28 protein-coding genes are annotated in these 24,108 nt (G+C 50.2%); 8 read left to right on the forward strand and 20 right to left on the reverse strand.

Features of this window, described 5'->3' with window-relative positions; translation table 11 throughout:
• Window positions 1-42 precede the first annotated feature (42 nt).
• A complete protein-coding gene (locus tag ABSE13_RS06205; protein WP_424027637.1) occupies window positions 43-1,518 on the forward strand; it encodes a restriction endonuclease in 1,476 nt (491 codons plus the stop codon).
• Window positions 1,519-1,594: 76 nt separating this feature from the next.
• On the forward strand, window positions 1,595-1,834 hold the full coding sequence (locus tag ABSE13_RS06210; protein WP_424027638.1) for a hypothetical protein: 240 nt from the start codon (window positions 1,595-1,597) through the stop codon (window positions 1,832-1,834).
• Between the two features lie 178 nt (window positions 1,835-2,012).
• Here the strand turns inward: ABSE13_RS06210 and ABSE13_RS06215 are convergent, their stop codons facing one another.
• The 4 genes from ABSE13_RS06215 to ABSE13_RS06230 form a co-directional block, all read right to left on the reverse strand.
• A complete protein-coding gene (locus tag ABSE13_RS06215; RefSeq protein ID WP_424027639.1) occupies window positions 2,013-2,600 on the reverse strand; it encodes a recombinase family protein in 588 nt (195 codons plus the stop codon).
• 474 nt (window positions 2,601-3,074) lie between these two features.
• Complete coding sequence (locus ABSE13_RS06220) at window positions 3,075-4,685, reverse strand: DNA primase family protein (protein ID WP_424027640.1); 1,611 nt, start codon at window positions 4,683-4,685, stop codon at window positions 3,075-3,077.
• A gap of 32 nt (window positions 4,686-4,717) precedes the next feature.
• On the reverse strand, window positions 4,718-4,951 hold the full coding sequence (locus ABSE13_RS06225; protein WP_424027641.1) for a hypothetical protein: 234 nt from the start codon (window positions 4,949-4,951) through the stop codon (window positions 4,718-4,720).
• 147 nt (window positions 4,952-5,098) lie between these two features.
• Window positions 5,099-5,269: a DUF7557 family protein gene (locus ABSE13_RS06230; RefSeq protein ID WP_424027642.1), complete on the reverse strand. Its 171-nt coding sequence runs from the start codon at window positions 5,267-5,269 to the stop codon at window positions 5,099-5,101.
• Window positions 5,270-5,379: 110 nt separating this feature from the next.
• Between ABSE13_RS06230 and ABSE13_RS06235 the strand changes: the two genes are divergently transcribed.
• A complete protein-coding gene (locus ABSE13_RS06235) occupies window positions 5,380-5,850 on the forward strand; it encodes a hypothetical protein (RefSeq protein ID WP_424027643.1) in 471 nt (156 codons plus the stop codon).
• A 1-nt stretch (window position 5,851) separates the two neighbouring features.
• On the opposite strand, the gene ABSE13_RS06240 is transcribed toward ABSE13_RS06235, so the two are convergent.
• Complete coding sequence (locus tag ABSE13_RS06240; RefSeq protein WP_424027644.1) at window positions 5,852-6,967, reverse strand: tyrosine-type recombinase/integrase; 1,116 nt, start codon at window positions 6,965-6,967, stop codon at window positions 5,852-5,854.
• Window positions 6,968-7,052: 85 nt separating this feature from the next.
• The gene (locus ABSE13_RS06245) at window positions 7,053-7,925 is read right to left on the reverse strand and encodes a methanogenesis marker 12 protein (protein WP_424027645.1); all 873 of its coding nucleotides are present in this window, start codon (window positions 7,923-7,925) and stop codon (window positions 7,053-7,055) included.
• Between the two features lie 39 nt (window positions 7,926-7,964).
• On the opposite strand from ABSE13_RS06245, the gene ABSE13_RS06250 reads away from it, so the two are divergent.
• The 5 genes from ABSE13_RS06250 to mreA all read left to right on the forward strand — a co-directional run bounded on the left by ABSE13_RS06250 (window position 7,965) and on the right by mreA (window position 13,060).
• Complete coding sequence (locus ABSE13_RS06250) at window positions 7,965-8,900, forward strand: NAD-dependent epimerase/dehydratase family protein (protein WP_424027646.1); 936 nt, start codon at window positions 7,965-7,967, stop codon at window positions 8,898-8,900.
• Between the two features lie 8 nt (window positions 8,901-8,908).
• Window positions 8,909-10,060, forward strand: a complete 1,152-nt coding sequence (locus ABSE13_RS06255; RefSeq protein WP_424027647.1) for a cofactor-independent phosphoglycerate mutase — start codon at window positions 8,909-8,911, stop codon at window positions 10,058-10,060.
• 223 nt (window positions 10,061-10,283) lie between these two features.
• Complete coding sequence (locus ABSE13_RS06260; protein ID WP_424027648.1) at window positions 10,284-11,408, forward strand: ORC1-type DNA replication protein; 1,125 nt, start codon at window positions 10,284-10,286, stop codon at window positions 11,406-11,408.
• Window positions 11,409-11,503: 95 nt separating this feature from the next.
• On the forward strand, window positions 11,504-12,451 hold the full coding sequence (mch, locus tag ABSE13_RS06265; RefSeq protein ID WP_424027649.1) for a methenyltetrahydromethanopterin cyclohydrolase: 948 nt from the start codon (window positions 11,504-11,506) through the stop codon (window positions 12,449-12,451).
• Window positions 12,452-12,685: 234 nt separating this feature from the next.
• Window positions 12,686-13,060, forward strand: a complete 375-nt coding sequence (gene mreA, locus ABSE13_RS06270; protein WP_424027650.1) for an MreA family transcriptional regulator — start codon at window positions 12,686-12,688, stop codon at window positions 13,058-13,060.
• Window positions 13,061-13,204: 144 nt separating this feature from the next.
• On the opposite strand, the gene ABSE13_RS06275 is transcribed toward mreA, so the two are convergent.
• The 14 genes from ABSE13_RS06275 to ABSE13_RS06340 all read right to left on the reverse strand — a co-directional run bounded on the left by ABSE13_RS06275 (window position 13,205) and on the right by ABSE13_RS06340 (window position 23,917).
• Window positions 13,205-13,705: a DUF350 domain-containing protein gene (locus ABSE13_RS06275; protein WP_424027651.1), complete on the reverse strand. Its 501-nt coding sequence runs from the start codon at window positions 13,703-13,705 to the stop codon at window positions 13,205-13,207.
• A gap of 304 nt (window positions 13,706-14,009) precedes the next feature.
• Window positions 14,010-14,648 carry a DUF5803 family protein gene (locus ABSE13_RS06280; RefSeq protein WP_424027652.1) on the reverse strand — a complete coding sequence of 213 codons (639 nt, stop codon included), beginning with the start codon at window positions 14,646-14,648 and terminating at the stop codon, window positions 14,010-14,012.
• A complete protein-coding gene (gene thrC / locus ABSE13_RS06285; RefSeq protein ID WP_424027653.1) occupies window positions 14,585-15,790 on the reverse strand; it encodes a threonine synthase in 1,206 nt (401 codons plus the stop codon). The genes ABSE13_RS06280 and thrC overlap by 64 nt, the downstream gene beginning before the upstream one ends.
• A 91-nt stretch (window positions 15,791-15,881) precedes the next feature.
• A complete protein-coding gene (locus tag ABSE13_RS06290; RefSeq protein ID WP_424027654.1) occupies window positions 15,882-16,694 on the reverse strand; it encodes a nitrilase-related carbon-nitrogen hydrolase in 813 nt (270 codons plus the stop codon).
• 11 nt (window positions 16,695-16,705) lie between these two features.
• Window positions 16,706-16,906 (reverse strand): hypothetical protein, encoded by a 201-nt coding sequence (locus ABSE13_RS06295; RefSeq protein WP_424027655.1) that lies wholly within the window; start codon window positions 16,904-16,906, stop codon window positions 16,706-16,708.
• Complete coding sequence (locus tag ABSE13_RS06300) at window positions 16,906-17,559, reverse strand: MarC family protein (RefSeq protein ID WP_424027656.1); 654 nt, start codon at window positions 17,557-17,559, stop codon at window positions 16,906-16,908. Before ABSE13_RS06300 ends, ABSE13_RS06295 begins: the two co-directional genes overlap by 1 nt.
• 56 nt (window positions 17,560-17,615) lie before the next feature.
• Window positions 17,616-18,068, reverse strand: a complete 453-nt coding sequence (gene ndk, locus ABSE13_RS06305) for a nucleoside-diphosphate kinase (protein WP_424027657.1) — start codon at window positions 18,066-18,068, stop codon at window positions 17,616-17,618.
• A 5-nt stretch (window positions 18,069-18,073) separates the two neighbouring features.
• Window positions 18,074-18,268 (reverse strand): 50S ribosomal protein L24e, encoded by a 195-nt coding sequence (locus ABSE13_RS06310; protein ID WP_424027658.1) that lies wholly within the window; start codon window positions 18,266-18,268, stop codon window positions 18,074-18,076.
• Window positions 18,269-18,271: 3 nt separating this feature from the next.
• Complete coding sequence (locus ABSE13_RS06315; RefSeq protein ID WP_424027659.1) at window positions 18,272-18,481, reverse strand: 30S ribosomal protein S28e; 210 nt, start codon at window positions 18,479-18,481, stop codon at window positions 18,272-18,274.
• 10 nt (window positions 18,482-18,491) lie between these two features.
• A complete protein-coding gene (gene rpl7ae / locus ABSE13_RS06320) occupies window positions 18,492-18,860 on the reverse strand; it encodes a 50S ribosomal protein L7Ae (protein WP_424027660.1) in 369 nt (122 codons plus the stop codon).
• A gap of 160 nt (window positions 18,861-19,020) precedes the next feature.
• Complete coding sequence (locus tag ABSE13_RS06325) at window positions 19,021-21,003, reverse strand: DUF2298 domain-containing protein (RefSeq protein ID WP_424027661.1); 1,983 nt, start codon at window positions 21,001-21,003, stop codon at window positions 19,021-19,023.
• Between the two features lie 23 nt (window positions 21,004-21,026).
• The gene (locus ABSE13_RS06330; RefSeq protein WP_424027662.1) at window positions 21,027-21,992 is read right to left on the reverse strand and encodes a lysylphosphatidylglycerol synthase transmembrane domain-containing protein; all 966 of its coding nucleotides are present in this window, start codon (window positions 21,990-21,992) and stop codon (window positions 21,027-21,029) included.
• Window positions 21,976-22,692 carry a dolichyl-phosphate beta-glucosyltransferase gene (locus tag ABSE13_RS06335; RefSeq protein WP_424027663.1) on the reverse strand — a complete coding sequence of 239 codons (717 nt, stop codon included), beginning with the start codon at window positions 22,690-22,692 and terminating at the stop codon, window positions 21,976-21,978. The genes ABSE13_RS06330 and ABSE13_RS06335 overlap by 17 nt, the downstream gene beginning before the upstream one ends.
• A complete protein-coding gene (locus tag ABSE13_RS06340; RefSeq protein WP_424027664.1) occupies window positions 22,679-23,917 on the reverse strand; it encodes an NAD(P)/FAD-dependent oxidoreductase in 1,239 nt (412 codons plus the stop codon). The genes ABSE13_RS06335 and ABSE13_RS06340 overlap by 14 nt, the downstream gene beginning before the upstream one ends.
• Between the last annotated feature and the right edge of the window lie 191 nt (window positions 23,918-24,108).

Raw genomic sequence — 24,108 nt, forward strand, 5'->3', positions numbered from 1 at the left:
ATCTCTAATATTGAAAAAACAAGTTTCATTGCGTGAGAATCAATGTCTAAAGTGTGCCCGAAATGTGGTGCTTCAGCAAATGAGGATAAATCTCTGTTCTGTAAAAAATGCGGGACACAATTGCCTTCACCTGTTTCTGAATTAAAAACAACCGATCGATCGTTTAGATATTCCAACCTTTTTGCTCTCGTAATATATTCAGATCTACTTCTTTGTTTTATATTTTGGATTGCGTTCATCGGATCCTATCTCGATGTTTCAAGCGCAAATTATCTGAATCCGTCTGTTCTTTATTTTTTCTTGATATATCCTGCGAATTTCATTTTAGATTTACTCCTGCTAAAAAATGGGAGAGAGGCTCCGAATAGTATTGATATTAGGATTTGCTGGATAAAAGGACTGATCGGTGTAGCAGGGATTTTAACAATTATTTCGGGGTTATATTTCATAATTATTAGTGTAAAAATGGACGGCGCATACGCAGCAAGGATGGTACTTAATAGACAGGAGGGGAGAATTGAAAACAACAAAGAGGCAACTTCTGGAAATCCTCTTTTGTGTAGTACCTGTGGTGCGGCTATTAAACAATACTCAGCGTACTGTCCGGAGTGTAAAACAATACTCTTATACGACAAGGCAGTGGTGGAGAAAAGAAACGAAGAGGCAGAGAAAGCGGCGAAACTGCAACGTGATATCACTAAAGAAAATATCTCAAAAATAGAAGATTCTGGAAATACTCGTTTAATCTCCAATTTTATTACACGATATCCGAATTCTAACATCTCCGATCAAAATTTTCTTAATTTAAAAACGGTATTGGCAAAAAAAGGCATTATATTAACGGATCTTGAATTAACTGCGGTAATTAATGGAGTGAGACAAGAAGGCGAATTGGGATGGGTAAAGACGAGAATACTTTATAATAATCCCTCATCATCAGACGACTGTATTCAAAACTATCTCGAAATTTTTGGAAAAGTCAGCAAAAACGTCCAAAAAGAACGGCTTATCAACTACCTCATAAAAATATTGAAAGACGACTTTAATTATCAAGGAAGTTTGGATTTGGACCTTACCCGAATCGAGAAACAAATTGAACTTAAACGATTTGAGAATAGTTTAACAGGTCAGTCCTCCGGAAACCGGATTACAATAAATGATATTGATAGACTTAATGGGTATGATTTTGAACGCGTATTAAAGGAGTTATTTGAAAAAATGGGATATCGCGTGATTCATACAACTCTTTCTAATGATCAAGGGGCCGATTTGATTGTTGAAAAGTTTAATGTGAAAATCGTCATTCAAGCAAAGAACTGGCAAAATAATGTCACTAATTCCGGAATTCAAGAAGTGGTTGCGGCAATAAAACACTATGATGCGCAAAAATCTATGGTTATTTCAAGCAGCGGGTTTACTCAAAGTGCTCGTGAATTAGCTCGATCAAATGATGTTACACTATGGGATAGATCGATTTTAGCTGCTATGCTCGATGAAACTCCTATTTTCCGCGTCTAAACACTGTTCACCGTCTAATCCGGCTAATCAATAAATTCCCCAATAACCTTATCGGGTCAGAGGTGAAGAAGCGATTATGCGGTCGCTCGTTGAATCTCTTGGTTTAGTCGGCATCGGAGTCTCGGCCTTGGTGGTGCTGATCGCAGTGGTGCTCCTTATACTCCTTATTGGGTGTGTAGCTCTCGGTGCTTACGAATCCGCCACAAACCCCAATGTCACGAACGACACTGCCCGAGAATACCAGCAACTGCAATCGAATATCAGCACGGGAACAGCTGGGATCTCCGGGGCGGTCCGGAACGTTACCGGCGGCTGAACCCCCCAAAAAAACCCATTTTTTTAAGATTTTTATCGGGAGTACTTGGCGATATATAAAAATCAATTTTTTTGATGTGAAACGAGATATACGCGCCCCGATTGATTATTGCTGCCCTATATGGGCGTTATTGTGCTTGTATTTGGGGTGATGGTGTGATGGTGAGTATGCGCAGGGGCTACTGTCCCTTCTGTATCCTACGTGAGAGTGTATTGACGTGTATACCCATCTCTTCCGCGATCTCTGCGATGGTCATACCCTGCTCACGTTTGGCCTTGACTTCTTCCATATTGATATCCCGGAACGGACGCCCGACATGAACCCCCCGGGCCTTTGCTGCTACGAGTCCCTGTTTTGTCCGCTCGCTCAATAGATCCCGTTCCCGTTCTGCCATCGTGATCATGAAGGTGAGCATGATCCGCCGCATGCCCTTATCGGTGCAGGAGTTCAGGAACGCTTCCGCCGGGGAGAGACTGAATACTTCAATCCCGAGATCTTCAAGGTCTAGGATGGACCGGATGGAGTCTGCATACGTCCTGCCAATACGGGAGATCTCATAGACATATAACCGGCTGACGGCCCCGGGGTGGCTCTTCACATGCTGGAATAGTTTTGAGTACCCTGGACGGCTACGGGCCTCGGTCTTGCCGCTGATCGTATCAACGAAGATATTCTCTCTATCTACATGCTTTAGAAGCTCGACACACTGGTTATCCGTGTGCTGATCGCCGGTTGAGACCCGGGCATATCCAACGTAATACACCATAAATACCCTTTAGTGTGTAAAGTATATAAACTCACCTTAAACGTTCGTTTATGGTTTGTCTCCACTGGAGAATCTTCGGTGATTGTCCTGCCCGGCTGCTTGGGATCCGGCCCGACCAAAAACGGGATGCATCTCACTTTCAGAATGTACTCAAAAAACATTGATGAATGTTTGTGTACGGATAGCTTGGTCTTACGACGGCCGGGTGATGGCACAGGACAAGGCAGGGGACTGGGTATTATATAAAGATTGTTGGAAAAGGAGTGGCGCTCCCTGATCATAGAGAGGGATACCGGGGGATCACTTTTGACCGTATCTTGCTGCGCGGCATACAATCGGCGAAGGTACGGGTTGCTGTATGTTAGGAACAGATCCGCTGTGAAGGATGTGAAGGCATAATGCCATTTTCAGGTTTTGTCTATACGCGTGCGCGCAAAAGAAGATAGTGAATTCCGTGTTTATCCTTCACATCCTTCACACTCTCCCGGGCATTTCAGTCTGTACTTCTCGTTTTGACAGGCTGATTCCCAAATACACATTCCCTGATCGTGTGTGTAGAATCTCAAAACGGCTTCCCATCTCCCGCCCGAACGCTTCTTTTGGCATTGGCCGGAATTCATCAACTGTGCACCATTGTTTGTATGCTGCGTAGAGATCAGAGGCTTTGATCTGGAGGGTCTTATTGTGCGGCTCGATCTTATAGACCGGCTCGGCCACCGGATTTTTCTGGTACAGGAACTCATGCAGGAAATCTTCAGAGTTTTGGTATTCCACGGTCTCATCGCTGATTGCCTTGCACTTAACCAACTTCCCGATATCATGGTATCGTTTCCATCCGATTATACACCAGTTCAAGATCCCTGACGCTTCCCTGATCAGTTTCTTTTCAATATCCGAGTCGCTGTCTGCGGAGGTCGGGTCGAAGTAGTGCCGGAATGGGATCATCCAGATACGGTCCCACATTGCGGTGGATTGGTCGGCTATTCGCGGCTTGTGGTTGGTTGCCAAGAATAGGCATCCACTTATCGAGAAGCTTACCGGATCCCCATATAGATGACGGGCCGTTATTTGGTCCCCTCCTGTCATGGATTTAATGAGCCCGTCGTCAATCTTCATTCCCTTCCCGGGCTCGGTGCAAGTAATCATCCGTGCGCCTTTTGTTGGCATCAGGTCCGATCTGATCTGCCCGGGTTTCATGGGCTGCAAGCTCTGGGATGCAATATTGACGGCATACTCACCGAGGATATAAACAAGCACTTTCAAAGTCACGCTCTTACCGTTTCGGCCTCGGCCATACAGAACAAAGAGTGCTGCGGAGGGGTTGCCAATACCAGCAAGGATATACCCGCAAATTTCCTGGAAGTTGTCAATCAAGGTCTTGTCATTATCGAACACTTTTGAGATATGGTCCTCCCATCGTGGGCACTTGGCATCAGGATCATATTTTACACCGGCCAATTTTGAGATCATATCTTCTGACGACTGTTCCCGGTCCTTTCCTGTACGCAGGTCGAGCGTGCAGTTCTTTAGGTTCAGGAGATACCCGTCCCGATCAAAATCAAGCTCGCAACATTCAAGATCCGATTTAGCAAGGTCGAGAAGGTTTGTGACGCCATACCGGGTGTTTGATCGTTCAGCATGTTTGATGGCGCGGGCTCGAAGGGTATCATCGGTTACCTTGCATGCATGGGAATAGAGATGTTTAACGATACTTTTTGACCATCGTATGACCTTTCCAACATGGTTAGGCTTCCATCGCTGCGCATTGTCCCACACATACCAGCGTTTACTATCGAATGAGAATTTACATCGATCTTTGAACTGATCGACAAACATTCTGCTATTACCGAGCTCGGTGAGTGATCCTGGGGCGTCTATTGAGACCCCTGGTCCGGGTTCATCCGATTCATAATCCCTGTGATCCTCTGGGGTTAAAGGATCTGCAATAGGGACGGCTACCGCTTTGTTCTGTGAGGCTTTGCCGGGTTCTTTGAGAATTGGTGCTGATGATAGATTCTCTGCCTCCCGCTGGGCCAGAAGCCGGTTGAATCCTGTGTCAAGGGTCGGACCCAGGTCATCATCCATCACGAGGCGCACCGGGGGCTCTTGGGGAGGGGTCATAATGGATCACCCGTCTCGATCTCTTGGATATCCCTCTTGCTGATGGTGATCTCCCCGGCTTGGACAAGCTGCTCAACCGTCCTGTCGTCATCGAGAAAATAGATCTTAAGGATAGCGGTCTTCTGCTCGAAGGAAAGATGTTTCAAGTCATCACCGTTCAATGCCAGGATGTGAAGGGCATCGGTCCGGTTAACGGGGATATCAGTTGCCTCGTTGAGCTCTGATGCCATGATCGCCCCTCGTTGCCACCGGCTGACCCGGCATACCTTCGATCGTCATTTCTCCCAGTCTCACCATTTCGCGGCAAGCTGCCTGCATCCGTGATGGGAGCCCTGCATAGGTACCCGCTGGCATTTCACCGAGAAAGACAACGGCTGTCATCCTTCATCCTCCTCGTCCAGACTCCCTGATTTTTCAATCAGCCGGGTTACAACGTCATCGTACGATTCGTTGAACTTCCCGAGTTCACCAAGGCGCTGCACTGTGCTTTTCTGAAGCGAAATCGTGGTTGTTGGTCGTATGTTGTTCATACGAACTATGCTCTTCATTTAGCATATGGGGAAGTTACTTATTTTCGTAATAAATTAAAAAAAGGTATTGCATTTAGTAACAAAATTGACCGAAAAGTTATATAAAAACGTAATTACAAGTTATTTGCATGACACGCATCCCTACCGAAATCCAGAATTATGGAATTTTAAACCCGCGTACCCGTCAATATTTGCAAACCCGGAATACCGAAAAACCACGTGACGAGGATGAAAAGAACAGGCAAAAACAATATGACTACCGCATCAAGCGCCATGCGAAACAAGCCCTAAAAGATCTTGCGCTCGTAGCTGCTGCTTATCACGAAAAGAGAACACGGGATATTTTTTCAATCAATGATCTGACAAATTTGGTAAGTGCTGTCGTCTATAAGAATGGAAATGATGTCACCGATCACGGCCCGTATTACCATGTTCTGATTGACGCCATTATTGCTGCAATGAATGCATCCCCCAACGGAGCGATCACACATCTGAAATTCCACATTGAACCTCAGTTGTACAGTACGAAGGACGGCAACAGAGCACCCGACTTAACAAATCTGTACGCAAAACGGGTTGCCGAATCCATGAAAAAATAGATTAATTTTTCATTTTCTCTGCGATCTCTGCTGCCCGGACAAGCTGCGCGATCTGCTGCTGCATCTTCTCGATCGCGGCTTCGTGTTTTGCCGATGTACTGGTTGCTATCTTTAATTTCTGCCGGAGTGTATCGGTTGCATATACCGTGACGTGTTCCTCTGCCTTCCGGTATTCGGCGATCAGTTCATCGATATTGATTTCCTTGTATGCGCCTTGCAGATACCCCTCGTGCCCCATGAGTTTCTCAACAATCTCGGGCCGGGCACCCTTGCTGAGCTCCATCCTGAAGGTCCCCCGGAAGCTGTGAAGGTGTAGTTTCCCGCGACCCGTGTTCTGATCGTAAAGATCGCCCCATTCCTTACGCAACCGTCCATCAGTATTGAAAACCTTCCCGATCGCGGTCGCAAACAGGCTGCGCGCAGTCTCGTATGAGTATGGGAAGAGTAAGTTCTCCCGTTTAAGTTCGCGCCGCTTCTTGCCTTCCCCGACGAATACTGGTTTGCGATCAAACTGACCGCGATTCGCGCTGGCCTTAAGATACGTATCGCGATCGTGTATCCATGTTTTCAGGATATCCACCGCTTCGAGAGATAGAACCACGCACCGGGAGTTTTTGGTCTTGGTGATGTCCCAGGGGATACGCATCACGCCCCGATCCAAATCTATATCCTGCAACTCGGTGAAGAGAAGCTCTTCGATCCTGCACCCGGTCGAGAGAAGTGTAATAAAAAGTGATCTGCCCTGGAGCCCGGATACGTCGCATAATTTCCGGATAATGTCCGGTGTAAGGGGCCTCTGTGCGGTCCTGTCGTCCTGTTTCACGGTGATCCGAAGATCATCACGTTCCCGCTTCGAGAACTCGATATCGTTGTACTCCAGCCACGCCTTTACTATTGAGACATATCCCTTCCTCGTGCCAGCCGATAGATCCGTGCCGAAGGTGGCAAGATCCTCAAGCTTGGCCTTTTTGAGGTATTGAGGGAGGTCGCTATATTCCAAGCCGACATGCCGGGCGAACGAACGCAGGGCAACCGCGTAAAGCTTCCGGGTTGCTTCAGCCTTCCGGCTCCTGGCGAAATTATCCGGGTTCGCGTAATCATTCTCCAGCTTTACCATGAACTAAAATAGGGACGGAAAGTTAAATAGTTTATGTAAATTTACAAAGCCGATTTCTAACTACACATGATAAATCAATATAAATCTAGAGATCCACACCGAGACCCAGAATGTCTGTGCTCCCCGAAAAGACCTCACGGGCAATTTTTGCAAGACCGCGGGAAGCGCACCATTCATCGTATACCGCCACGTCATCTCCAAGAAGTCGCCGGACTTCCGGGGCGATGACCGGCGCAAGGCTGCCGGCCAGGGCAACCGGTGCGCGGGGATTCAGCAGCCGCATTGCAGCACATTCCATGGCTGCAAACATGGCAATTGCTGGCAGGCGCTCCGCTTCGGGAAGGGAAAAATTCACACCCGCATGCTGAAACGCGTCGTTTGCGGTCCATTCCCCTGCATCGACTTTACGGATTGCATCCACATCCAGAGCACCGTGGAGCGATCCCGGGGCAAAGATGCAGGCATCGAGCGCGCCTACAAATGTTCCAGCCGAGACCAGGAGCGTGACCGTGTTCGAGCTGACATCCGAGACAATTATGTCGTCCCCGAGGTTTTCGCAGACTTCGAACGCGATGCCGATCTTCTCCGGGCTGGTCTGGTGGGAGTAGGCCTTGAACCGCGGATCGGTCGGCGAACCCCGGTGGAGCCCGGGGATGGCAACAGCAGGAATACCGCTTGCTGCTACTTCGTCAAATACTTGGGTTCCCCCGCCTATGTGTTTTCCCGCCCCCTCGCGGCTCACGAGACCGCGGTTTTTTACTTTTCCGATGCGGGTGATCTTTGAAAAATTATCGCCCATGGAATAACAGACCGCGATCCCCTCGATCTCATCGATCGGGCAGATGCGGGAGAGATCCGTAATAACAAACTCCTTTGCGGCCTCGCGTGAAATCTTAAATTCGCCCGTTTCCCCGGCGAACCGCATCGCAGTTGTACCGTGATCGATCCCTATGAACATAGCAGTAATCCTATAGCATGGATGACATATTAGGTAGTGATGTTCGATGTGGTGACAGGCGGGGCCGGGTTTATCGGTTCGCATCTGGTTGACACGCTCGTTGCCCAGGGCAACGAGGTGCTTGTCATTGACTCCCTCTGTGCAGGGCGCCGCGAAACGATCGCCCGGCATATCGATGATTACAAGGTCAGGTTAGTCCAGATGGACCTGCTGGAGGATGGCTGGCAGGAGCATCTCGAAGGGGCTGACAGGATGTTCCATCTGGCAGCGGATCCCGATGTGCGGCAGAGCGCCGTCAACCCGTTTCCGACCATGCAGAACAATATCATGGCTACGTACCGTATTCTTGAGGCCATGCGCCTGCACAATATTCCTGAACTGGTTTTCACCTCCACCTCCACGGTCTATGGCGATGCAGCCGTTATACCGACGCCGGAGAATTATACCCCTCTCGAACCGATATCCGTGTACGGTGCGAGCAAGCTTGCGTGCGAAGCCCTGATCTCCTCGTACTGCCACTCCTTTGGTATGAAGACATGGATCTTCCGGTTCGCCAACATCATCGGTGCACGGAGCGGCCACGGTGTGATCACGGATTTCATCCGTAAACTGAATGAGAACCCGGCCGAGCTGGAAATCCTCGGTGACGGGAAACAAACAAAATCGTATCTCGAGGTGCATGAGTGCATAGCAGCGATGCTCTATGCCACCGGTAAGGCAAAGGGTACTGTCAATACTTTCAATATCGGTTCCGAGGACTGGATCGATGTGAAGAGCATCGCGGAGATTGTTACCGAAGAGATGCACCTGCCCACAACAAAATTCCGTTTCACCGGGGGAGAGCGCGGCTGGGTGGGGGATGTCCCGAAGATGCAGCTCTCGGTGGAAAAGATCAAGGGGCTCCGGTGGAAACCGCAGATCGGTTCACGGGAAAGTGTCAGGCTCGCTGTGAGAGACCTGCTGAAAGAGCGGTGAGGTTTTTTATGAAATATATCGTCGTCCTCGGGGATGGCATGGCGGACGAGCCGCTTACGGAGCTGGGTAACAAGACCCCCCTCGAATATGCGAAGACCCCGAACATGGACCGGATGGCCCGGGAAGGTGGCTGTGGTATGCTGACCACGATCCCCGACGGGTTTGAGGCAGGTAGTGATATTGCGAACATGTCAATCCTCGGTTATGCCCCGGAAAAGTACTATACCGGCCGGGGCCCACTTGAGGCGATGAGCATGGGGATTGACCTTGCCCCGGACGATGTTGCATACCGCTGCAATCTCGTGACCGTGGAGGATGACACCATGACAGACTTCTCATCCGGCCACATCTCCAGTGCGGAAGGAAAAGCACTCTTCGCTTCGCTCCAGCCTGAAATTCCCGATGTAATGGTCCGGGCAGGCGTCAGCTATCGCAACCTGCTGGTGGTCTATGGCGGAAAAGGGGCCTCATCCACGCCCCCGCACGATATCGTTGGACGGGGCATTGTCCCGTACCTCCCGAAAGGTGGCGATGCAAAGCTGCTCCTGCGGTGCATGGAGAAAAGTCGCATCGTGTTCGGGAACCACCCGGTGAATCGCGCCCGGATTTCCGCAGGTAAACGCCCGACAACCCAGATCTGGCCATGGAGCGGGGGGCACAAACCCGCATTCCCGCTTTTTGAGAAGAAGTACGGGAAGAAAGGCGGGATCATCTCTGCGGTGGATCTCCTCAACGGGATTGCACGCTGTGCCGGGATGGACGTGATCACCGTTCCCGGGGCAACAGGATACCTCGATACCGACTATGCGGCAAAAGGACGCTATGCCCTCGATGCGATCAGGCATCTCGATTTCCTCTACCTCCATATAGAAGCGCCCGATGAAGCCGGGCATCTTGGCAGCATTGAAGAGAAGGTCAGGGCAATCGAGAATGTAGACATGGTCGTGGGAATGATACTGGACGGCTTTGATGGCATCGTTGCAGTTCTGCCGGATCACCCGACACCGATACGGGTGAAGACCCATACCCGCGACCCGGTCCCGTTCGTGATCCGTGGGAAGGGAAAAGACAATACTACCATTTTCTCGGAAAAAGCGGCACAAACCGGGATGTTCCGCAGGAAAAACGCAGTCGATTTCCTCGACTTCCTCTTTGCCTGAATAGTGCGGCATCAGTCCCCTGCGTCATCATGAATCAGTGGGGGTAACTTTCATCATCTGCCGCACACAAGGCTCATTTTTTGTTTCGTGTGCAAGGGCGATATAGGTTTGTCCGTGACCACAAAACGCTTTTTTATAGCGATCTTATCTAATTGCAGAACAAATCTGCAAACCGGTACAAAATCCAATGCAGTTAATACCGATCGCGTCGAGGTGTAGTGAGATGAAGAAAAACCTGCTTATGTGGGATGAGACCCTGTTCCGGGACCCTGAGGTGCTGGAGATCGATTTCGTTCCCGAGCAGTTCGAGTTCCGGGACGACCAGATGCGCGAGCTGGCATTCCAGATCAAGCCCGGGCTTCGTGGCGGCAGGCCGATGAACTCGGTCTGCAAGGGCCTGCCCGGCACAGGAAAGACCACGAGTATCCGGAAGCTGTTCCAGGAAATCGAGGAGACGACAAAGAAACTCGTCCCGGTCTATATCAACTGCCAGATCGATAATACGAAATTCGCGATCATCTCCCAGATATACAGGAAACTGGTCGGGCACCTCCCGCCCTCATCGGGCACGTCGTTCAAGCAGGTCTTCGATGCGGTAGCCCGCCATCTGACAAAAGAGGAGATCGTTCTCCTCGTTGCTCTCGACGATGCGAACTACCTCCTCTACGAAAACGAGATCAATAAGGTGCTCTACACGCTTCTCCGGTCTCACGAAACGTACGAGGGGACGCGCATCGGTGTGATCGTAATCATCAGCGACATGGACGTGGACCTGTCACGGGCAGTGGATGCACGGGTTGCATCCGTCTTCCGTCCGACCGATATCTACTTCCCTCCCTATGGTGATCAGGAAGTCCGGGATATCATGAAGGCCCGCGTAACACAGGGCCTTTTCACCGGAGTTCTTTCTGAGGAGCTGCTGAACCTCGTCATAGAACAAACCCAGAAAAACGGGGATCTCCGGGTTGGTATCGACCTGCTGAAGCGTGCCACCCTCAGCGCGGAACGCGCGGCCCGGCGCAGCATAGAACGCGACGACATCTGCGGGGCATACGAGATCTCGAAGTACCTCCACCTCTCGTATACCGTGAAAACGCTCAAAGGGGAAGAGCGTCAGATCCTCAAATCCCTTGCTGAGCGGAGTGTCAAAGAGCACGAAATGAATGCAGGAGATGTCTACAAAGCTTTCAAGGAAACCCAAGCCATCGGCTATACGCGCTTTTACGAGATCGTCAAGAAACTGGACGCAATGCGTCTTATCAACCTGCAGTACCGTGAGGGGAAGGGCAGGACCCGTATCATCACGCTCCGGTATGATCCGGTAAAAGTGCTTGAGTATCTCGCGTAGTTATCCCGTTGAGATGTGCAGCCAGACAACGTCACAGTATTTGAAAAATATTATCTATTTCCAGCCCCTCTGTAATAATACAGGGGTTTTCTCTTATGCTGAGTGTTAACGAACTGGCACTGGAAATTTTTGATAATCTGGCAGATCTTGCCGAGGAATTTAATTGCGCCTACCATGAACTGGACAATGGCGCGCGTATTGTCGATTGCGGTGTGAGCGTCCGTGGTGGATATGCAGCGGGCAGGGCTTTCACCGAGATCTGCATGGGCGGTCTTGGAGAGGTCAACTTCCGGAACGGAGAGATAAAGGGCATCCCGATGCCCTTCATTGATGTGAACACGGACTTCCCGTCCATTTCCTGCCTTGGAGCACAGAAGGCAGGATGGACTGTGAAGGTTGGCAATTATTTTGCAATGGGCAGCGGCCCGGCCCGGGCGCTCTCGCTCAAGCCGAAGCACACCTTTGAAGTGATCGAGTACGAGGATGACTACGACTGTGCAGTCATCTGTCTCGAGAGCGATCACCTCCCCAACGCGGATGTTATGAACAAGATCGCCGAAGAGTGCCATGTTGATGTGGCAAACGTCTGCGCTGTTGTTGCACCGACCGCGTCGATGGTCGGTTCCATTCAGGTCTCGGGACGATGTGTCGAGACAGCGATCTACAAGCTCAACGAACTCGGGTTTGACACAAAGAAGATCATTTCCGCAATGGGTTCCGCCCCCATCCCGCCGGTCAAGAAGGATGCAACCAGGGCAATGGGCACCACCAACGATGCGACCATCTACTATGGCCGTATCTCGCTGACGATGAAAGCACCCGAGATCACGGACTACCTTGAGAAGATCCCGAGCAACAAGTCCAAGGGCTACGGTAAGCCGTTCTACGAGATCTTCAAGGAAGCCAAGTTCGACTTCTACCAGATCGACACTTCGCTCTTCTCACCCGCAGAAGTTACCATCAACGAGCTCACTGAGGGTGTCGTTTACCATGTAGGTGCAGTAAACCCTGAAGTGACCCTGAAGTCATTCGGGTACCAGTAAATTTTTTACCTGTTCTTTTTATCTCGTCACTGGTATTTTGGATATATCATCTCTATCTCGTTGGCTCGTCTCCATCATATTCCGGCAAATTCGTCAATATGGAATAAGATTCGTTTAACTTTCAAACATAATATATTATTTTATATTTTACATTAATCTTCACGATCACTGCCTTTATCTAACCCCCCGGAATATATCTACAAAATTATTTCAAGAGTAATGTGGATGTGATGTATGAAGATAAAATCCGTAGTTTATTTCACGCAGAAAGAGGAGGAACTTGTCCAACTCCTCGTGGACATAGGGATCAGGAAAGTGACCGCAAAAGTACTTGTATTCATGGCAGATACGCCTGAAGCTACTTCAAGAGAGATCGAACGAGGAACTGACCTTCGCCAACCGGAAGTCAGTATTGCCATGAATTATCTTTCGGAGCAAGGCTGGATGTCCAGCAGGAAAAACAAGGCAGCAGGTAAAGGACGTCCGCTGAAAATTTACTGTCTCTCAAAAACCTTTGCACAGATTATGCAGATCATCGAGAAACAGAAAAAGGAGGAGACAAAAAAACATCTTGCACTTGTGCAGAAACTCAGGACTTTTACCACTTAATGAGGGCCCTGATCAACCTTCCGATCTCCCTTAACCTTCATTTCATACAGCCAGGTACCTTTTATGGGATAATTTTTCCCGTTCTTTCAGCGATGTTGATGCAAAATAATCCTCTGGCGAGAAGGGAATTAAAAAAGAAGTGATTCAGGCAAGTGCTGCTGTGATCCCGATTACACCGGACTGGATAATCCATGCAACGGCGATGATGACCCCGGCCATTTCAAGGGCAACCGCAACATTTCCTTTTTTAAGTTCCTCAAATTCCTTAACACCTTTGGTCAGCTTATCGAGAATGGTGAGCGCGAGGTAAATTGATCCAACGGAAAGGAGAATGCCAAGAACAAGCTGGAATACTGCAAGACCCACAACGATCAGGCCATCCGGAGTGAAGATACCAAGGGCAAGCGCCTTGCTGATCCCCGCCGAAAGGCCACTGACGCCGGATTCAATCACGAGAGCGATAGCAACAAAAACTGCTGCTACGACAATCCCGACCGCGACATTACCTTTTGCAAGTTCCTTCTCTTCGTCTATATCCTTGGTGATCCTGTTGAGCACTGAGAAACCGATATACAACGCCAGTACAGCAAGTACTATGGCAAAGACCAGCTGAACCAGACCGACGATTACATTTTCAAGAAGCATGAAAAAACCTTTTTTTATTTTATTGGGTAAATTGCGGTAAAAACATTTCTCTTGCGGGTGTTGGTAGTGAAATTCGTGGAAGACAATCACAAAATCCACAGATTCCCCTATGGTGCAGGCAGGTTGTGTTGACTCGGCATCTCTCTTGCAAAAATACCTACCGGCTATCCTATGGCAGCTGCCTCACGCATACAGGACTGATTCTGGAACTCGTGAAAGGGATTGCTTTGATCAGAGTCGAATTATTGACCGCGTGAGCCGGATCCGTTCATCACCCTGCTTCCAAGTGACAGAATGAGGGGGTTCATTCTGCTTTTTTCATCGAGAGCATCCATGGAATGACGACAAGTACCAACACAAGAATCCCCATGAACTGCAGGAAGAACCAGAGAAGTTCCTCACGGCCGGGATCATAGAATCTTACGTTGAACACGACCGTCTTGATCCACTGGACCGTTGTCGTATTGTCCCCGTGACGTATTGCCACTCCACCCTGGCTGATGCCGGCAAGCAGCGGATTTCGCACATCAAATTCTTCCGGGATGGTGACATTCACCTGGTATGGACTATCGAATGTTCCCTGAAGGGTATTGTCCTGGAGCGGCTCGGTGTAGGAGACGGTATAATTTCCTTTTTCAAAAGTGATGGATGCCGGAGCCCCCCAGGGCCTGCTCCAGTTATAAGTACACGGTGAACAATTACCCGAGAGCTGGACATTTCCTACCTGGACCGGGACATTCTCACCCATGATCCCGACATCGGAAAACATATACTCTGATGCGCTGGTGATCTCAACTGACGCATTGTATGCGGTACCGTTTGGCAGAACGGTGTAATTCGCAAAAAGTGCTCCTGCAGCGGGAATTCCCGCAAGGGCAATTACAAGTGCAGTGCAGAGAGCAGCGAGGACAGATCGGCGTCGATCTCCGTTGGTGGTTCGCATTGTTTTATCACCGTATCCGGATCCTTCAGGAGGTGCCCGGTAACTACGCATACAATCTTCTCGTTACGATCAATCATGCCGTTTTCTGCAAGTTTGCGGATGCCGGCAACTGATGCGGCTGATGCCGGTTCGACACCAATCCCCTCTTTCCTTGCAAGGTCCCGCTGCATCTGCAGGATCTCCGCGTCGGTTACGGACTCGGCAAGTCCGCCGGTTTTCCTGATGGCGACAAGGGCCTTCTCCGCGTTGACCGGTGCTCCGATGCGGATCGCGGTGGCAACGGTTTCAGGATTCAGTTCGGGAACCACTTCTGGCAGGTTCTCATGGATGGCACGGACAATGGGACTTGAGCCCGCTGCCTGGATACCGGTCATCATCGGGAGCCGGTCGATGAAGTCCAGTTCCTGCAGTTCCAGCAGCCCCTTGTATACTGCCGAGATATTTCCTGCATTGCCGACAGGAAGTACAATCCGGTCCGGCACTTCCCCAAGCTGGTCGACTGCCTCAAAACCAATGGTCTTCTGGCCCTCGAGCCGGTAGGGGTTGATTGAGTTGAGCAGGTACAGGCCGTGGGAGAGGCAGAGATCGTGCACCATCTCAAGCGCACGATCGAAATTGCCACGTATGGAGATGACCTTGGCACCGTGCATCAGTGCCTGAGCCACCTTTCCTACAGCCACCTTGCCCGCAGGCAAAAGAACCACTGCGGGGATACCGGCTTTCGCGGCATAAACAGCAAGGCTTGCCGAGGTATTTCCGGTACTTGCACACGCAACGCTCTTTTTCCCGAGCTGGAGTGCCATGGAAACCCCGACTGTCATTCCGCGATCCTTGAATGAGCCGGATGGGTTCATACCCTCATGTTTTGCATAGAGATGGGGGATGCCCATCTCTTCACCGAGCCGCTTGAGATGGTACAGGGGAGTTCCCCCCTCCTGCAGGGTAACAGGTTCAATATGTACTGGTAGCAGTTCCTTATATCTCCAGACGGAGATGGGCCGCTTGTTCCATACCGCCCGGGTAATGTTGATCTCATCTAGCGGGTACTTCACGGCAAGGAGGTGACCGCATTTTGTACAATTATACAGGATCTCGTCAGCGGGATAGGTGGCTCCACAGTTGACGCATGCGAGATGGTACATGGCTAAGTATTGGTTTCCTGATTACATATAGGCGTGCGGTTTTGCTGGTCCGGTTCCGGGGCAATCCGTTTTACCGACGGGAATATCAATTTCATGCGCTCTTTTTTGAGAGTCTGTCATAGAGCTGATCTTTCCGGTCCTTCGCAACCGGCAGGGTTTTTCGTGCCGATTCAACAACGGACGGATCGAGATCGCAAAAGATCAATTGCTCAGCAGCATTTGCTCTGCACACAATTGTGCCATGAGGATCTGCCGTCATGGATGCACCTGCATAAGAATCGACGGGCGTCATACCGGTTGTATTGATTCCGGTAACAAACATCTGGTTCTCCAGGGCTCGTGTCTGAATGAAAAGCTCCCAGTGACGAATACGGGCAAGGGGCCAGGCTGCCGGAACAAAAACTGCCTGAACCCCTTTCTGTGCATAGATCCGGAAGAGATCCGGGAACCGGAGATCATAACAGACAGCGATACCGCATCTGAGTGAGCCTATGGTAAATAATCCCAGTTCCTTACCCGGCGTGAATCCCTCGTGTTCTTCCCCGGGACTGAACAGGTGCATTTTTGCATACGTTCCAAGGATACTGCCATTGCTCCCAATGGCAACAACCGTATTTTTTGGGAGCGGATCATGCTGCTCCCTGAATGATCCCAGAATGGCAATCGCATTGTCTTTTGCCATTTCATAAAGGGATGTGATGATGAGCCCATCAATCTCCTGGACATTCTTTCTCGATATGGGATCCCATCCGGTAGCAAATTGTTCGGGAAAACAGATGAGATCAGCGCCGGAACCGGCAGCGTGGCGTATGAAAAATTCAGCTTTTTTCAGGGTCTTTTCCGGATCTTCCCAGATACTTGAAATCTGGGCGCTGCAGATCCTCATTACCGTCTGGTCAACCATAGGTACACCGGTTATATGGGTGGCGGGCTTCTCGGTGTACTAAGTACGATCAGAACCGCACTCATCACAATGAGTATTGCTGTTGTCAGGAGAAGGAATGGGGCAAGGCTGACTGCTATGCCGAGAAGCAGCGCTGCCATAATCGTCCCGGCGGCAGTGATGCTGCTGCCGATCAGCACGAGTCCGACTGAAGAAAGATCCCATTCCCCCATTATGATCCTCCGGTGAGCAGCGGGAATGCGATCTTGATCCCGGTGATGACAAACTGCACTGCAATTGCAATAAGCAGCATTCCCATCAGGCGGTTTATCGCCCGGTATTCCCGTTGCCCGATCCGTTTCATGATATAATCTGAATTCCGCATCATATAATAGGTGACTCCTATCGAAAACGTGATCGAAATGAGGACAACTCCGATTGCAAACGGAGTCATACCGATCGCCTCGTTCATCATGACGATTGACGTTGTGATTGCGCCCGGGCCGGCAATCATCGGAATTGCAAGCGGCATGATCGCGACATCATCATTCTCCCGGGATTCATATTTCTCCGTGGCAGTCAGTTTCGTACGGGACACTTTTGCATATACCATCTCCATGCCGATACCGAACAGGAGGATTCCACCGGCTATCCGGAACGCTTCAAGACTTATACCGAAAAGCTGGAGGATCCACGTGCCAAGGATCGCTGTAAACAGCAGGATCAGGAGAGCAAACCTGCAGGAATCTTTTGCAATCGTCAGTTTTGCTGGAGGTTCAAGACTGGATGTAAGGGATACATAGATCAGTGTCGCGCTGAGCGGGTTGACAATAATGAGTATCGAGGAGAGTGTGAGAAGCGTGAAACTGAGAATATCCCCGGCCATTAAGGATAGTGCAGTGCTGAAGGCTAATAGAGATTATGGTTACAAAAAAAGGAAAATCAGTATTCGTAGACTACGGATTCGTCAATCCGCGTGTACGAAACGATTTCGTCGTTTTTAAAGTGAATTGCGATCTCCTTGGCTGCACTTTCCGGTGAATCAGAGGCATGGATCACATTCCTGCCGATATCGATCCCAAAATCGCCGCGGATGGTTCCGGGTGCTGCTTCCGCCGGATTGGTGGAGCCAATCACTTTGCGGACGATGACGACTACATTCCTGCCTTCCCATACCATGAGGAAGCACGGTCCTCCCATGATGTACTTCTTCAATGACGGGAAGAAGGGTTTCGACAGGTGCTCTTTGTATTGTTCCGTGACACGGGCTTCCGGCAGATTTTCAAACCGGGCCGCGACGAGTTTCAGACCTTTAGCCTCGAGTCTTGAGACAATGTTGCCCACGAGACCGCGCTGGACACCATCCGGTTTGACCATGACAAAAGAGCGGTCCATAAGGATCACTCCTTCTTGGTGGCCGCTTTCCTGCCAGCGGTGGTCCACTCAACACGGCGCGGGACACGTCCGAGTTTGTGGTTGTTCTGGCACTTCGTGCTGCAGAAGAAGAAGATGGTCCCGTCTTTCTTCACGAACATCTTGCCGGTTCCCGGCTCGAGCTGCTTGCCGCAGAAACTGCACACATGCTGTTCGACCATCGCTTACCGCCTCGACATTTTCTTTGCTTCGCGCTCGGTCTCGAGGAGCATGACGATATCTCCCTCACGGATCGGACCTACGGTGTTGCGGGTGATGATCCGTCCCTTGTTGTTGCCGTCGAGAATGCGGCACTTGACCTGCATTGCCTCCCCGTGCATGCCGGTCGAGCCGACGACCTCTATTACTTCGGCTGGCGTTGCATCATCTGCCATGATGGAATCCTCACGCCTTCAGCGCAACAAGCTGCTTGGCAAGGTCATCGATCGTTTCTTTTGCCTTGCCGGGCTTGACAATGGCTGCTGCTGCAGATCCGACGTCAAGGCCGCTTGCGGCACCGATGTCATTCTGTTTGTTGATGAAGATGTAGGGGACCTTCTTCTCCTCGCAGAGCGGGGCAAGGTGCATAACAATCTCCTCGGGTTCAACATCTGCGCCGATCAGGACAAGTGCTGCAATGCTGCGTTCGATGGCTTTTGTTGCTTCGTTGGATCCCTTCTTGATCTTCCCGGTGTCTCTTGCAACTTCAAGGGCTTCGAGAGCCTTGTTCTGGAGCTCCTCTGGAGCCTCTGTTTTTACGTAACCTTTTGCCATAACTCACCTCATTCAGGAGTATTTTTGCTCCTTCATTACTCATCAGTTTGAAATGATGTAGCCATATCAATTCGACAGGAGCGGAAATAAATGTTTGTGCACTTACGGGACTATCTGACGTTTGGGATTGCCCTATCATTATTGGGCAATAGTCCTTCTGTTATCCCGCGAGTCTGTATACTTCGGTGTTATCTGCAGAATAAACCTTCTCAAGACCGGCAGAAGGAAGGCTGACATTATATCGTTCGCGCTCTGCATCGCCAACGTATAGGAGTGTTGCGTTGTATTTTTTCATGAGAGGGATCGTCTGGTCAGGTTTTTCATAAATTGTCTGGATATCCGCTTTTCTTGTACTGAACCAGCCGGTGTTGTCTTCCCGCCACATAAATTCATGGAACGGCATGCCGATAATTGCCGGAATACCGGTGAACGAGGAGATTCTCGAATAATACGTGTAGTCCCCATCTTCTGCTTCTACAATGCGATCGTTATCACTTGGCAGTGCCCTGAGGTAGGCAACCCCACCGGCATCCCCGGGATGGGTTGTGGAGAGGTACGCAAGCCCGTCAAGGGTACCTGTCCCGTATCCCGCGTTATACTGGATTACAAATGGCAGCGCAAACAGGATGCAGACGACAGTGATCGTAATGACTGCACTTTCCCGGAAAGAAAATACGGGAATCTTTTTCCAGTCAGCCGTTTTTTGCGCAACCATCAGGAATGAGGAAATGCCCAGCATCAGCCACGCGGGAAGATAACACTTGAAGACCGTGTTCATACGGAAATACACGTCTCCCATGTTGTCCTTCAGATAGACCAGCTCGCAGAGGATGATAATTGCAAGGCCTGCCATTGCGAGGATACCGGGGAAATCCTGCTCTTTACGGGCAAATAAATAAACAAGGGGAATCACTGCAACTGCTGCGGCCAGGTAACCCGTGATGACAAACGGAACCACCGCGAGAATGAGGATTGGGCGTTTAATGATCTCACGATGAAGGACTGCTACAAAAATGGCAATGAACAGGCCGTTGACCAGCAGAAATTCCGGGACGCTTGATGATAACGAGGCAGGGACGATGCCGATCCCCCCGGTATTGGTCTGCAGTTCAAGGTAGAACGGAAGATAGCACAGGATGGCAAGGGGTGGGACCACGCACAGGTAGATCCAGGATGTGATGCTGTGAAGGGAGGTCCTGTTTTTCCAGAGAATCAGCAGACCGAAGAGCAGGGTTATGGGTGCGTAGATTAACACGTCCCAGGTATTGATCAGCGGCATGGATCCGAGACTCAACGCGGACAGGATGCAGATAAGCCATCTTCCCCATGAATCGAGAGATTCCCACCGTTTGTAAGCAAAGAGGAGCAGGAATATCAGGAAGACTTGGTTGAAGATGGAGACCACATGGGCGTGGACATCCCCCCAGATGAAGGAGAACAAAGGGTATTCGTTGATCGTATTTGCAATTGTCCGCGTACTGTCCCACACAACGGAAGTCAGGGGTTTACCGAGTGCCAGGTTGTAAAAGAACGAAGGATTCGGTAAGAAGAATATGACCAGCGTAACCCACCGGAACCGCTCGAGCAGAAGGGTTCCTATCGCGTATGCGACTACTCCGGAAAGAGCGAAGACTGTTGGCAGGGCTAGGTTGAACGCAACCGGAGACGGGACACCACTGATAATTGCCAGGCACCCGAACATCCAGTATCCGAGATAATAATACACATTGAGGGTGCCTCCGGAAAACCATGGATCGAGCGGGGGAACAACAGGATTTCGTATCACGGATGCAAGAAACCCGTGGTCCATGAATTTCTCGGCGTATGAGATTGTGGGGTTGACAAACCGCACATCCAGCATCAGGAAAAAGAGGATGAGGAAGAGTACCACCCAGTGCCATTCTCCTTTCAGTTCATCGATCCGGTAGTCGCGATGGACCAGGTTCCAGGCAATGAGAACAAGGAATGGCACGAGTGCTGCCTGAACAGGAATCCTGGCAAGACCGCAGTACCAGGAAATAATGGTGAATGCGAGCACCGATGCCGGGAATGCGGCGGGAAATGCAACCTCGCCAAACAGCTTCTTCAATGAAGGGTACACGGCAAGTTGTAAGAGGAAGAGGACAATCAGCCAGCTGATCACGGAAAATATCTGCTGTTCTGGAGTCAGGCTGTTTCCCCTCCTCCGAATTTTTCAGCAAACGCTTCTTTTATACTGGGAATGACCCAGTCCCCAAAATAATAATTCGATATGACTCCTCCGACAAGGGTCACAAGGTTTTTGACGAGGTGATCGATCAATGCGATCAGGGTGGCAGTTGCAGGAGCAACGCCAGCGAGCTCGAAGGTTATCATCAGAGAATACTCATAGGCGCCAATGCCCCCGGGTGTCAGGGGAACTGCCTTTACAAGATTTCCGATAACTACCGCAAGGACGATAATTGCAAACGGGATCTGTTGTTCAAACATCTTCACGACAGCAAAACATGCCAGGATGTCCAGAAACCAGGCCCCCATAGAAGATATTCCCAACAGCGTGAGGGACCTCGGGGTGAGTGAGGCACGTTTAATCTCGTGAAGCATGTTGAGGATTATCACAATGTACTTATTTTTTGAGGAGAACTTTCCGATGATAAGGAGAAACGCAAAAAATACCACTCCCGCCCCAAGAGGTACGATGATAAACGTTAGAAACCATGACGGTGCGTTAAGAACAAAAAACAGAGAAACCGCACCAAGAAATGCTACTGTGACAACGTCAAAGACTCTCTCGACAACAAGGGAAGAGACTCCCTCGGAATACGTTGTGTTGTATTCGTGTTTAAGGATGAAGACCCGGACAAAATCCCCCAGCCTGGCCGGGACAACGAGATTGACAGTCTGGCTGACAAAAATACAGGCAGTTGAGACCTTCACACTCACTGAGTAATTCAGGCTTTTGAGGATCGTATGATAGCGCCAGCCACGGAGCCACCATGCACAGAGACAGATCAAAACCCCCACGACAAGGTATGCAGGTATGATATGCTGGAGTGCGACGAGAAGCTGATCCCAGACGCTATACAGCATATATCCGATTATCCCTACAGCTATGAGTGTCGGGACAACAATTGCGCTAATCTTTCGATACATGGATCTGCCCCCAGAGTCTCACGATTGCCGAGCCCATTGAAAATACATCTTTCATTCTGACTGTAGTCCCCTTCCCCGCACGCCACTGCACAGGAAATTCCCGGACTCTGTAGCCCTGTTTCTGGGACCGGACAAGGATCTCCGTATCCCAGAACCAGTGGGTATCGCGTATGGCAGGAAGAATGGTGAGGATCCGTTCGCGGTTAAATGCCTTAAACCCGCACTGGTGATCAAAAACCCTGCTTCCAAGCATGGTGCGTACAAGGAAGTTATAGGACCTGCTTGCGAATTCTCTCCCCCCACTTCGGACAATATCGCTATCTGGCAGGAGGCGTGACCCTGTGGAAACATCATATCCCTGGCGAATAGCATCGATCAACTCCTGCAGGTGATGCATGTCAGTTGCGAGATCGACATCATAATAGCACACGATACTTCCATGGGCCTCGCGGATCGCCCTGTTCAATGCCCGTCCCCGTCCTTGTCGTTCGTCACTATGAAGGAGATTTATTCTTGGATCCTGCGTTTTGTATTCAGTGACCAGTTCTGCACTGCCATCGGAGCTGCCATCTTCGGCAATGAGTATCTCGAAAGATGGGGTGATCCCCGAAAGGGATTTTATTGAAGCCGGGATTGCAATTTCCAGCGATTTCCGGTCATTGAAAACCGGAATAATCGCGGTTACTTCAGTTACCGTCATGAACGCTCCGTTGCCTGATGGTTTCAGCAACTTCCAGACCGGCTCTTACTGACCCCTCCATACTTCGCTCAGGATAATTCGTTGCTGAAAACATTCCTGCTGAAAACATACCCGCATTTTCGTAACCCCGGATGAGTGACCGGTACCCCGTTGTATAGATCGGACCTGCCCAGGGATCCACTGCCATCCTGTGCCAGTGGATCTCGTCTTCAGCTACAGAAAATCGCCGGCAGAAGTCCGAGAGCATCCGTTCATCCAGCTGAGGAGGTACGAGTCCCGAAAAATATGAAGCAAGATACACGATATGCTCCCCGTACCTTTCACGGGGGATGAAATTTGTATGGGTGACCACTGCACCATAGGGTGCGGGATCTTTCATATTCAGCCAGTAGATTCCCTCCGTGACCTGCCGGTCCATGGTGAGGGTCATGCAGGCCGCACCCTGGTAGGGGACATGAGGTGCAGCGGGTCCCCCGAGGCGCTCCAGTTCCTGCGGGGGGATGGTTGAAACCACCGCATCATATCGGGTCCCGTTAATCTGCCACATCTCCCCGGTCCGGGTCAGATTATTCGCAGGTTCCTGTTTCCGGATTTTGCCACCCTTTGCAGCAATTGCGGATTCCAGTGCCCCGATCACCTGATGAAATCCCCCGTTGAGGTACCCAAGTCGCTCCCCGGAGACACCCCTGTCCGAGCGGATGGCAATGCGGCTGAATAGCCACGCGGCGGAGACTTCTTTCCTCTGCTCACCGAATTTGCTTTTCAGAAGTGGCTCAAAAAACGAAGAGTAAATATTCGAACCGAGGTTCTCAATTATATACTGGTCTGCCGGAATATCATCGAGAGCGCGGAGATCGGCTTTCTTTGCCATGAGCGTGAGCCAGGCAAGTTTTGCCTTGTCGAGAATGCTGAGTTCGGGATATATCAGGATCTCCATCGGGGTGTTCAAGGGAAAAATTCTGGATTGTACAAAATATCCGCTTGTTCCTGTCCGCCATTCAAGTTTATCGAAAAGTCCCGTGTCTTTGAGGAGTGAAAAAAGTGTCGAATCACCGGAAAAACAATGGTGATAGTATCGTTCGATCCAGTAATCCTTCATATTGTATGAGGATAGGCAACCCCCGAGATAGGGCATTTTTTCAAAGAGTTCAATCTCGTGCTCTCCCGCAAGTGCATACGCCGCGACAAGCCCGGTCAACCCCCCGCCGATAATTCCTATCTTCATGGTTGGTAATCTATAGTACTTTTCGGGGCGAAATGAAAAAGGCTCCGGAAAAAAAGCCGGAATTGTACGTGCCACCTCGAAGATCTTATAAGAAAGTTTTTGAACTGTCGAAATAAAGGTTCATATCAGCAAAAGGACTTAAAAGAATTAAGATAAAATAAGTATCTGTTAGCCCATTGGATGGTGTCACC

This window comes from Methanoregula sp. (assembly GCF_049518935.1).
GTDB lineage: Archaea > Halobacteriota > Methanomicrobia > Methanomicrobiales > Methanospirillaceae > Methanoregula.

Excerpts from the sequence above, each read along its gene's own strand:
- ABSE13_RS06205 (WP_424027637.1), top strand. The coding sequence starts at position 43 with ATGTCTAAAGTGTGCCCGAAATGTGGTGCTTCAGCAAATGAGGATAAA.
- ABSE13_RS06210 (WP_424027638.1), top strand. The coding sequence starts at position 1,595 with ATGCGGTCGCTCGTTGAATCTCTTGGTTTAGTCGGCATCGGAGTCTCG.
- ABSE13_RS06215 (WP_424027639.1), bottom strand. The coding sequence starts at position 2,600 with ATGGTGTATTACGTTGGATATGCCCGGGTCTCAACCGGCGATCAGCAC.
- ABSE13_RS06220 (WP_424027640.1), bottom strand. The coding sequence starts at position 4,685 with ATGGATGATGACCTGGGTCCGACCCTTGACACAGGATTCAACCGGCTT.
- ABSE13_RS06225 (WP_424027641.1), bottom strand. The coding sequence starts at position 4,951 with ATGGCATCAGAGCTCAACGAGGCAACTGATATCCCCGTTAACCGGACC.
- ABSE13_RS06230 (WP_424027642.1), bottom strand. The coding sequence starts at position 5,269 with ATGAAGAGCATAGTTCGTATGAACAACATACGACCAACAACCACGATT.
- ABSE13_RS06235 (WP_424027643.1), top strand. The coding sequence starts at position 5,380 with ATGACACGCATCCCTACCGAAATCCAGAATTATGGAATTTTAAACCCG.
- ABSE13_RS06240 (WP_424027644.1), bottom strand. The coding sequence starts at position 6,967 with ATGGTAAAGCTGGAGAATGATTACGCGAACCCGGATAATTTCGCCAGG.
- ABSE13_RS06245 (WP_424027645.1), bottom strand. The coding sequence starts at position 7,925 with ATGTTCATAGGGATCGATCACGGTACAACTGCGATGCGGTTCGCCGGG.
- ABSE13_RS06250 (WP_424027646.1), top strand. The coding sequence starts at position 7,965 with ATGTTCGATGTGGTGACAGGCGGGGCCGGGTTTATCGGTTCGCATCTG.
- ABSE13_RS06255 (WP_424027647.1), top strand. The coding sequence starts at position 8,909 with ATGAAATATATCGTCGTCCTCGGGGATGGCATGGCGGACGAGCCGCTT.
- ABSE13_RS06260 (WP_424027648.1), top strand. The coding sequence starts at position 10,284 with ATGAAGAAAAACCTGCTTATGTGGGATGAGACCCTGTTCCGGGACCCT.
- mch (WP_424027649.1), top strand. The coding sequence starts at position 11,504 with ATGCTGAGTGTTAACGAACTGGCACTGGAAATTTTTGATAATCTGGCA.
- mreA (WP_424027650.1), top strand. The coding sequence starts at position 12,686 with ATGAAGATAAAATCCGTAGTTTATTTCACGCAGAAAGAGGAGGAACTT.
- ABSE13_RS06275 (WP_424027651.1), bottom strand. The coding sequence starts at position 13,705 with ATGCTTCTTGAAAATGTAATCGTCGGTCTGGTTCAGCTGGTCTTTGCC.
- ABSE13_RS06280 (WP_424027652.1), bottom strand. The coding sequence starts at position 14,648 with ATGCGAACCACCAACGGAGATCGACGCCGATCTGTCCTCGCTGCTCTC.
- thrC (WP_424027653.1), bottom strand. The coding sequence starts at position 15,790 with ATGTACCATCTCGCATGCGTCAACTGTGGAGCCACCTATCCCGCTGAC.
- ABSE13_RS06290 (WP_424027654.1), bottom strand. The coding sequence starts at position 16,694 with ATGGTTGACCAGACGGTAATGAGGATCTGCAGCGCCCAGATTTCAAGT.
- ABSE13_RS06295 (WP_424027655.1), bottom strand. The coding sequence starts at position 16,906 with ATGGGGGAATGGGATCTTTCTTCAGTCGGACTCGTGCTGATCGGCAGC.
- ABSE13_RS06300 (WP_424027656.1), bottom strand. The coding sequence starts at position 17,559 with ATGGCCGGGGATATTCTCAGTTTCACGCTTCTCACACTCTCCTCGATA.
- ndk (WP_424027657.1), bottom strand. The coding sequence starts at position 18,068 with ATGGACCGCTCTTTTGTCATGGTCAAACCGGATGGTGTCCAGCGCGGT.
- ABSE13_RS06310 (WP_424027658.1), bottom strand. The coding sequence starts at position 18,268 with ATGGTCGAACAGCATGTGTGCAGTTTCTGCGGCAAGCAGCTCGAGCCG.
- ABSE13_RS06315 (WP_424027659.1), bottom strand. The coding sequence starts at position 18,481 with ATGGCAGATGATGCAACGCCAGCCGAAGTAATAGAGGTCGTCGGCTCG.
- rpl7ae (WP_424027660.1), bottom strand. The coding sequence starts at position 18,860 with ATGGCAAAAGGTTACGTAAAAACAGAGGCTCCAGAGGAGCTCCAGAAC.
- ABSE13_RS06330 (WP_424027662.1), bottom strand. The coding sequence starts at position 21,992 with ATGTATCGAAAGATTAGCGCAATTGTTGTCCCGACACTCATAGCTGTA.
- ABSE13_RS06335 (WP_424027663.1), bottom strand. The coding sequence starts at position 22,692 with ATGACGGTAACTGAAGTAACCGCGATTATTCCGGTTTTCAATGACCGG.
- ABSE13_RS06340 (WP_424027664.1), bottom strand. The coding sequence starts at position 23,917 with ATGAAGATAGGAATTATCGGCGGGGGGTTGACCGGGCTTGTCGCGGCG.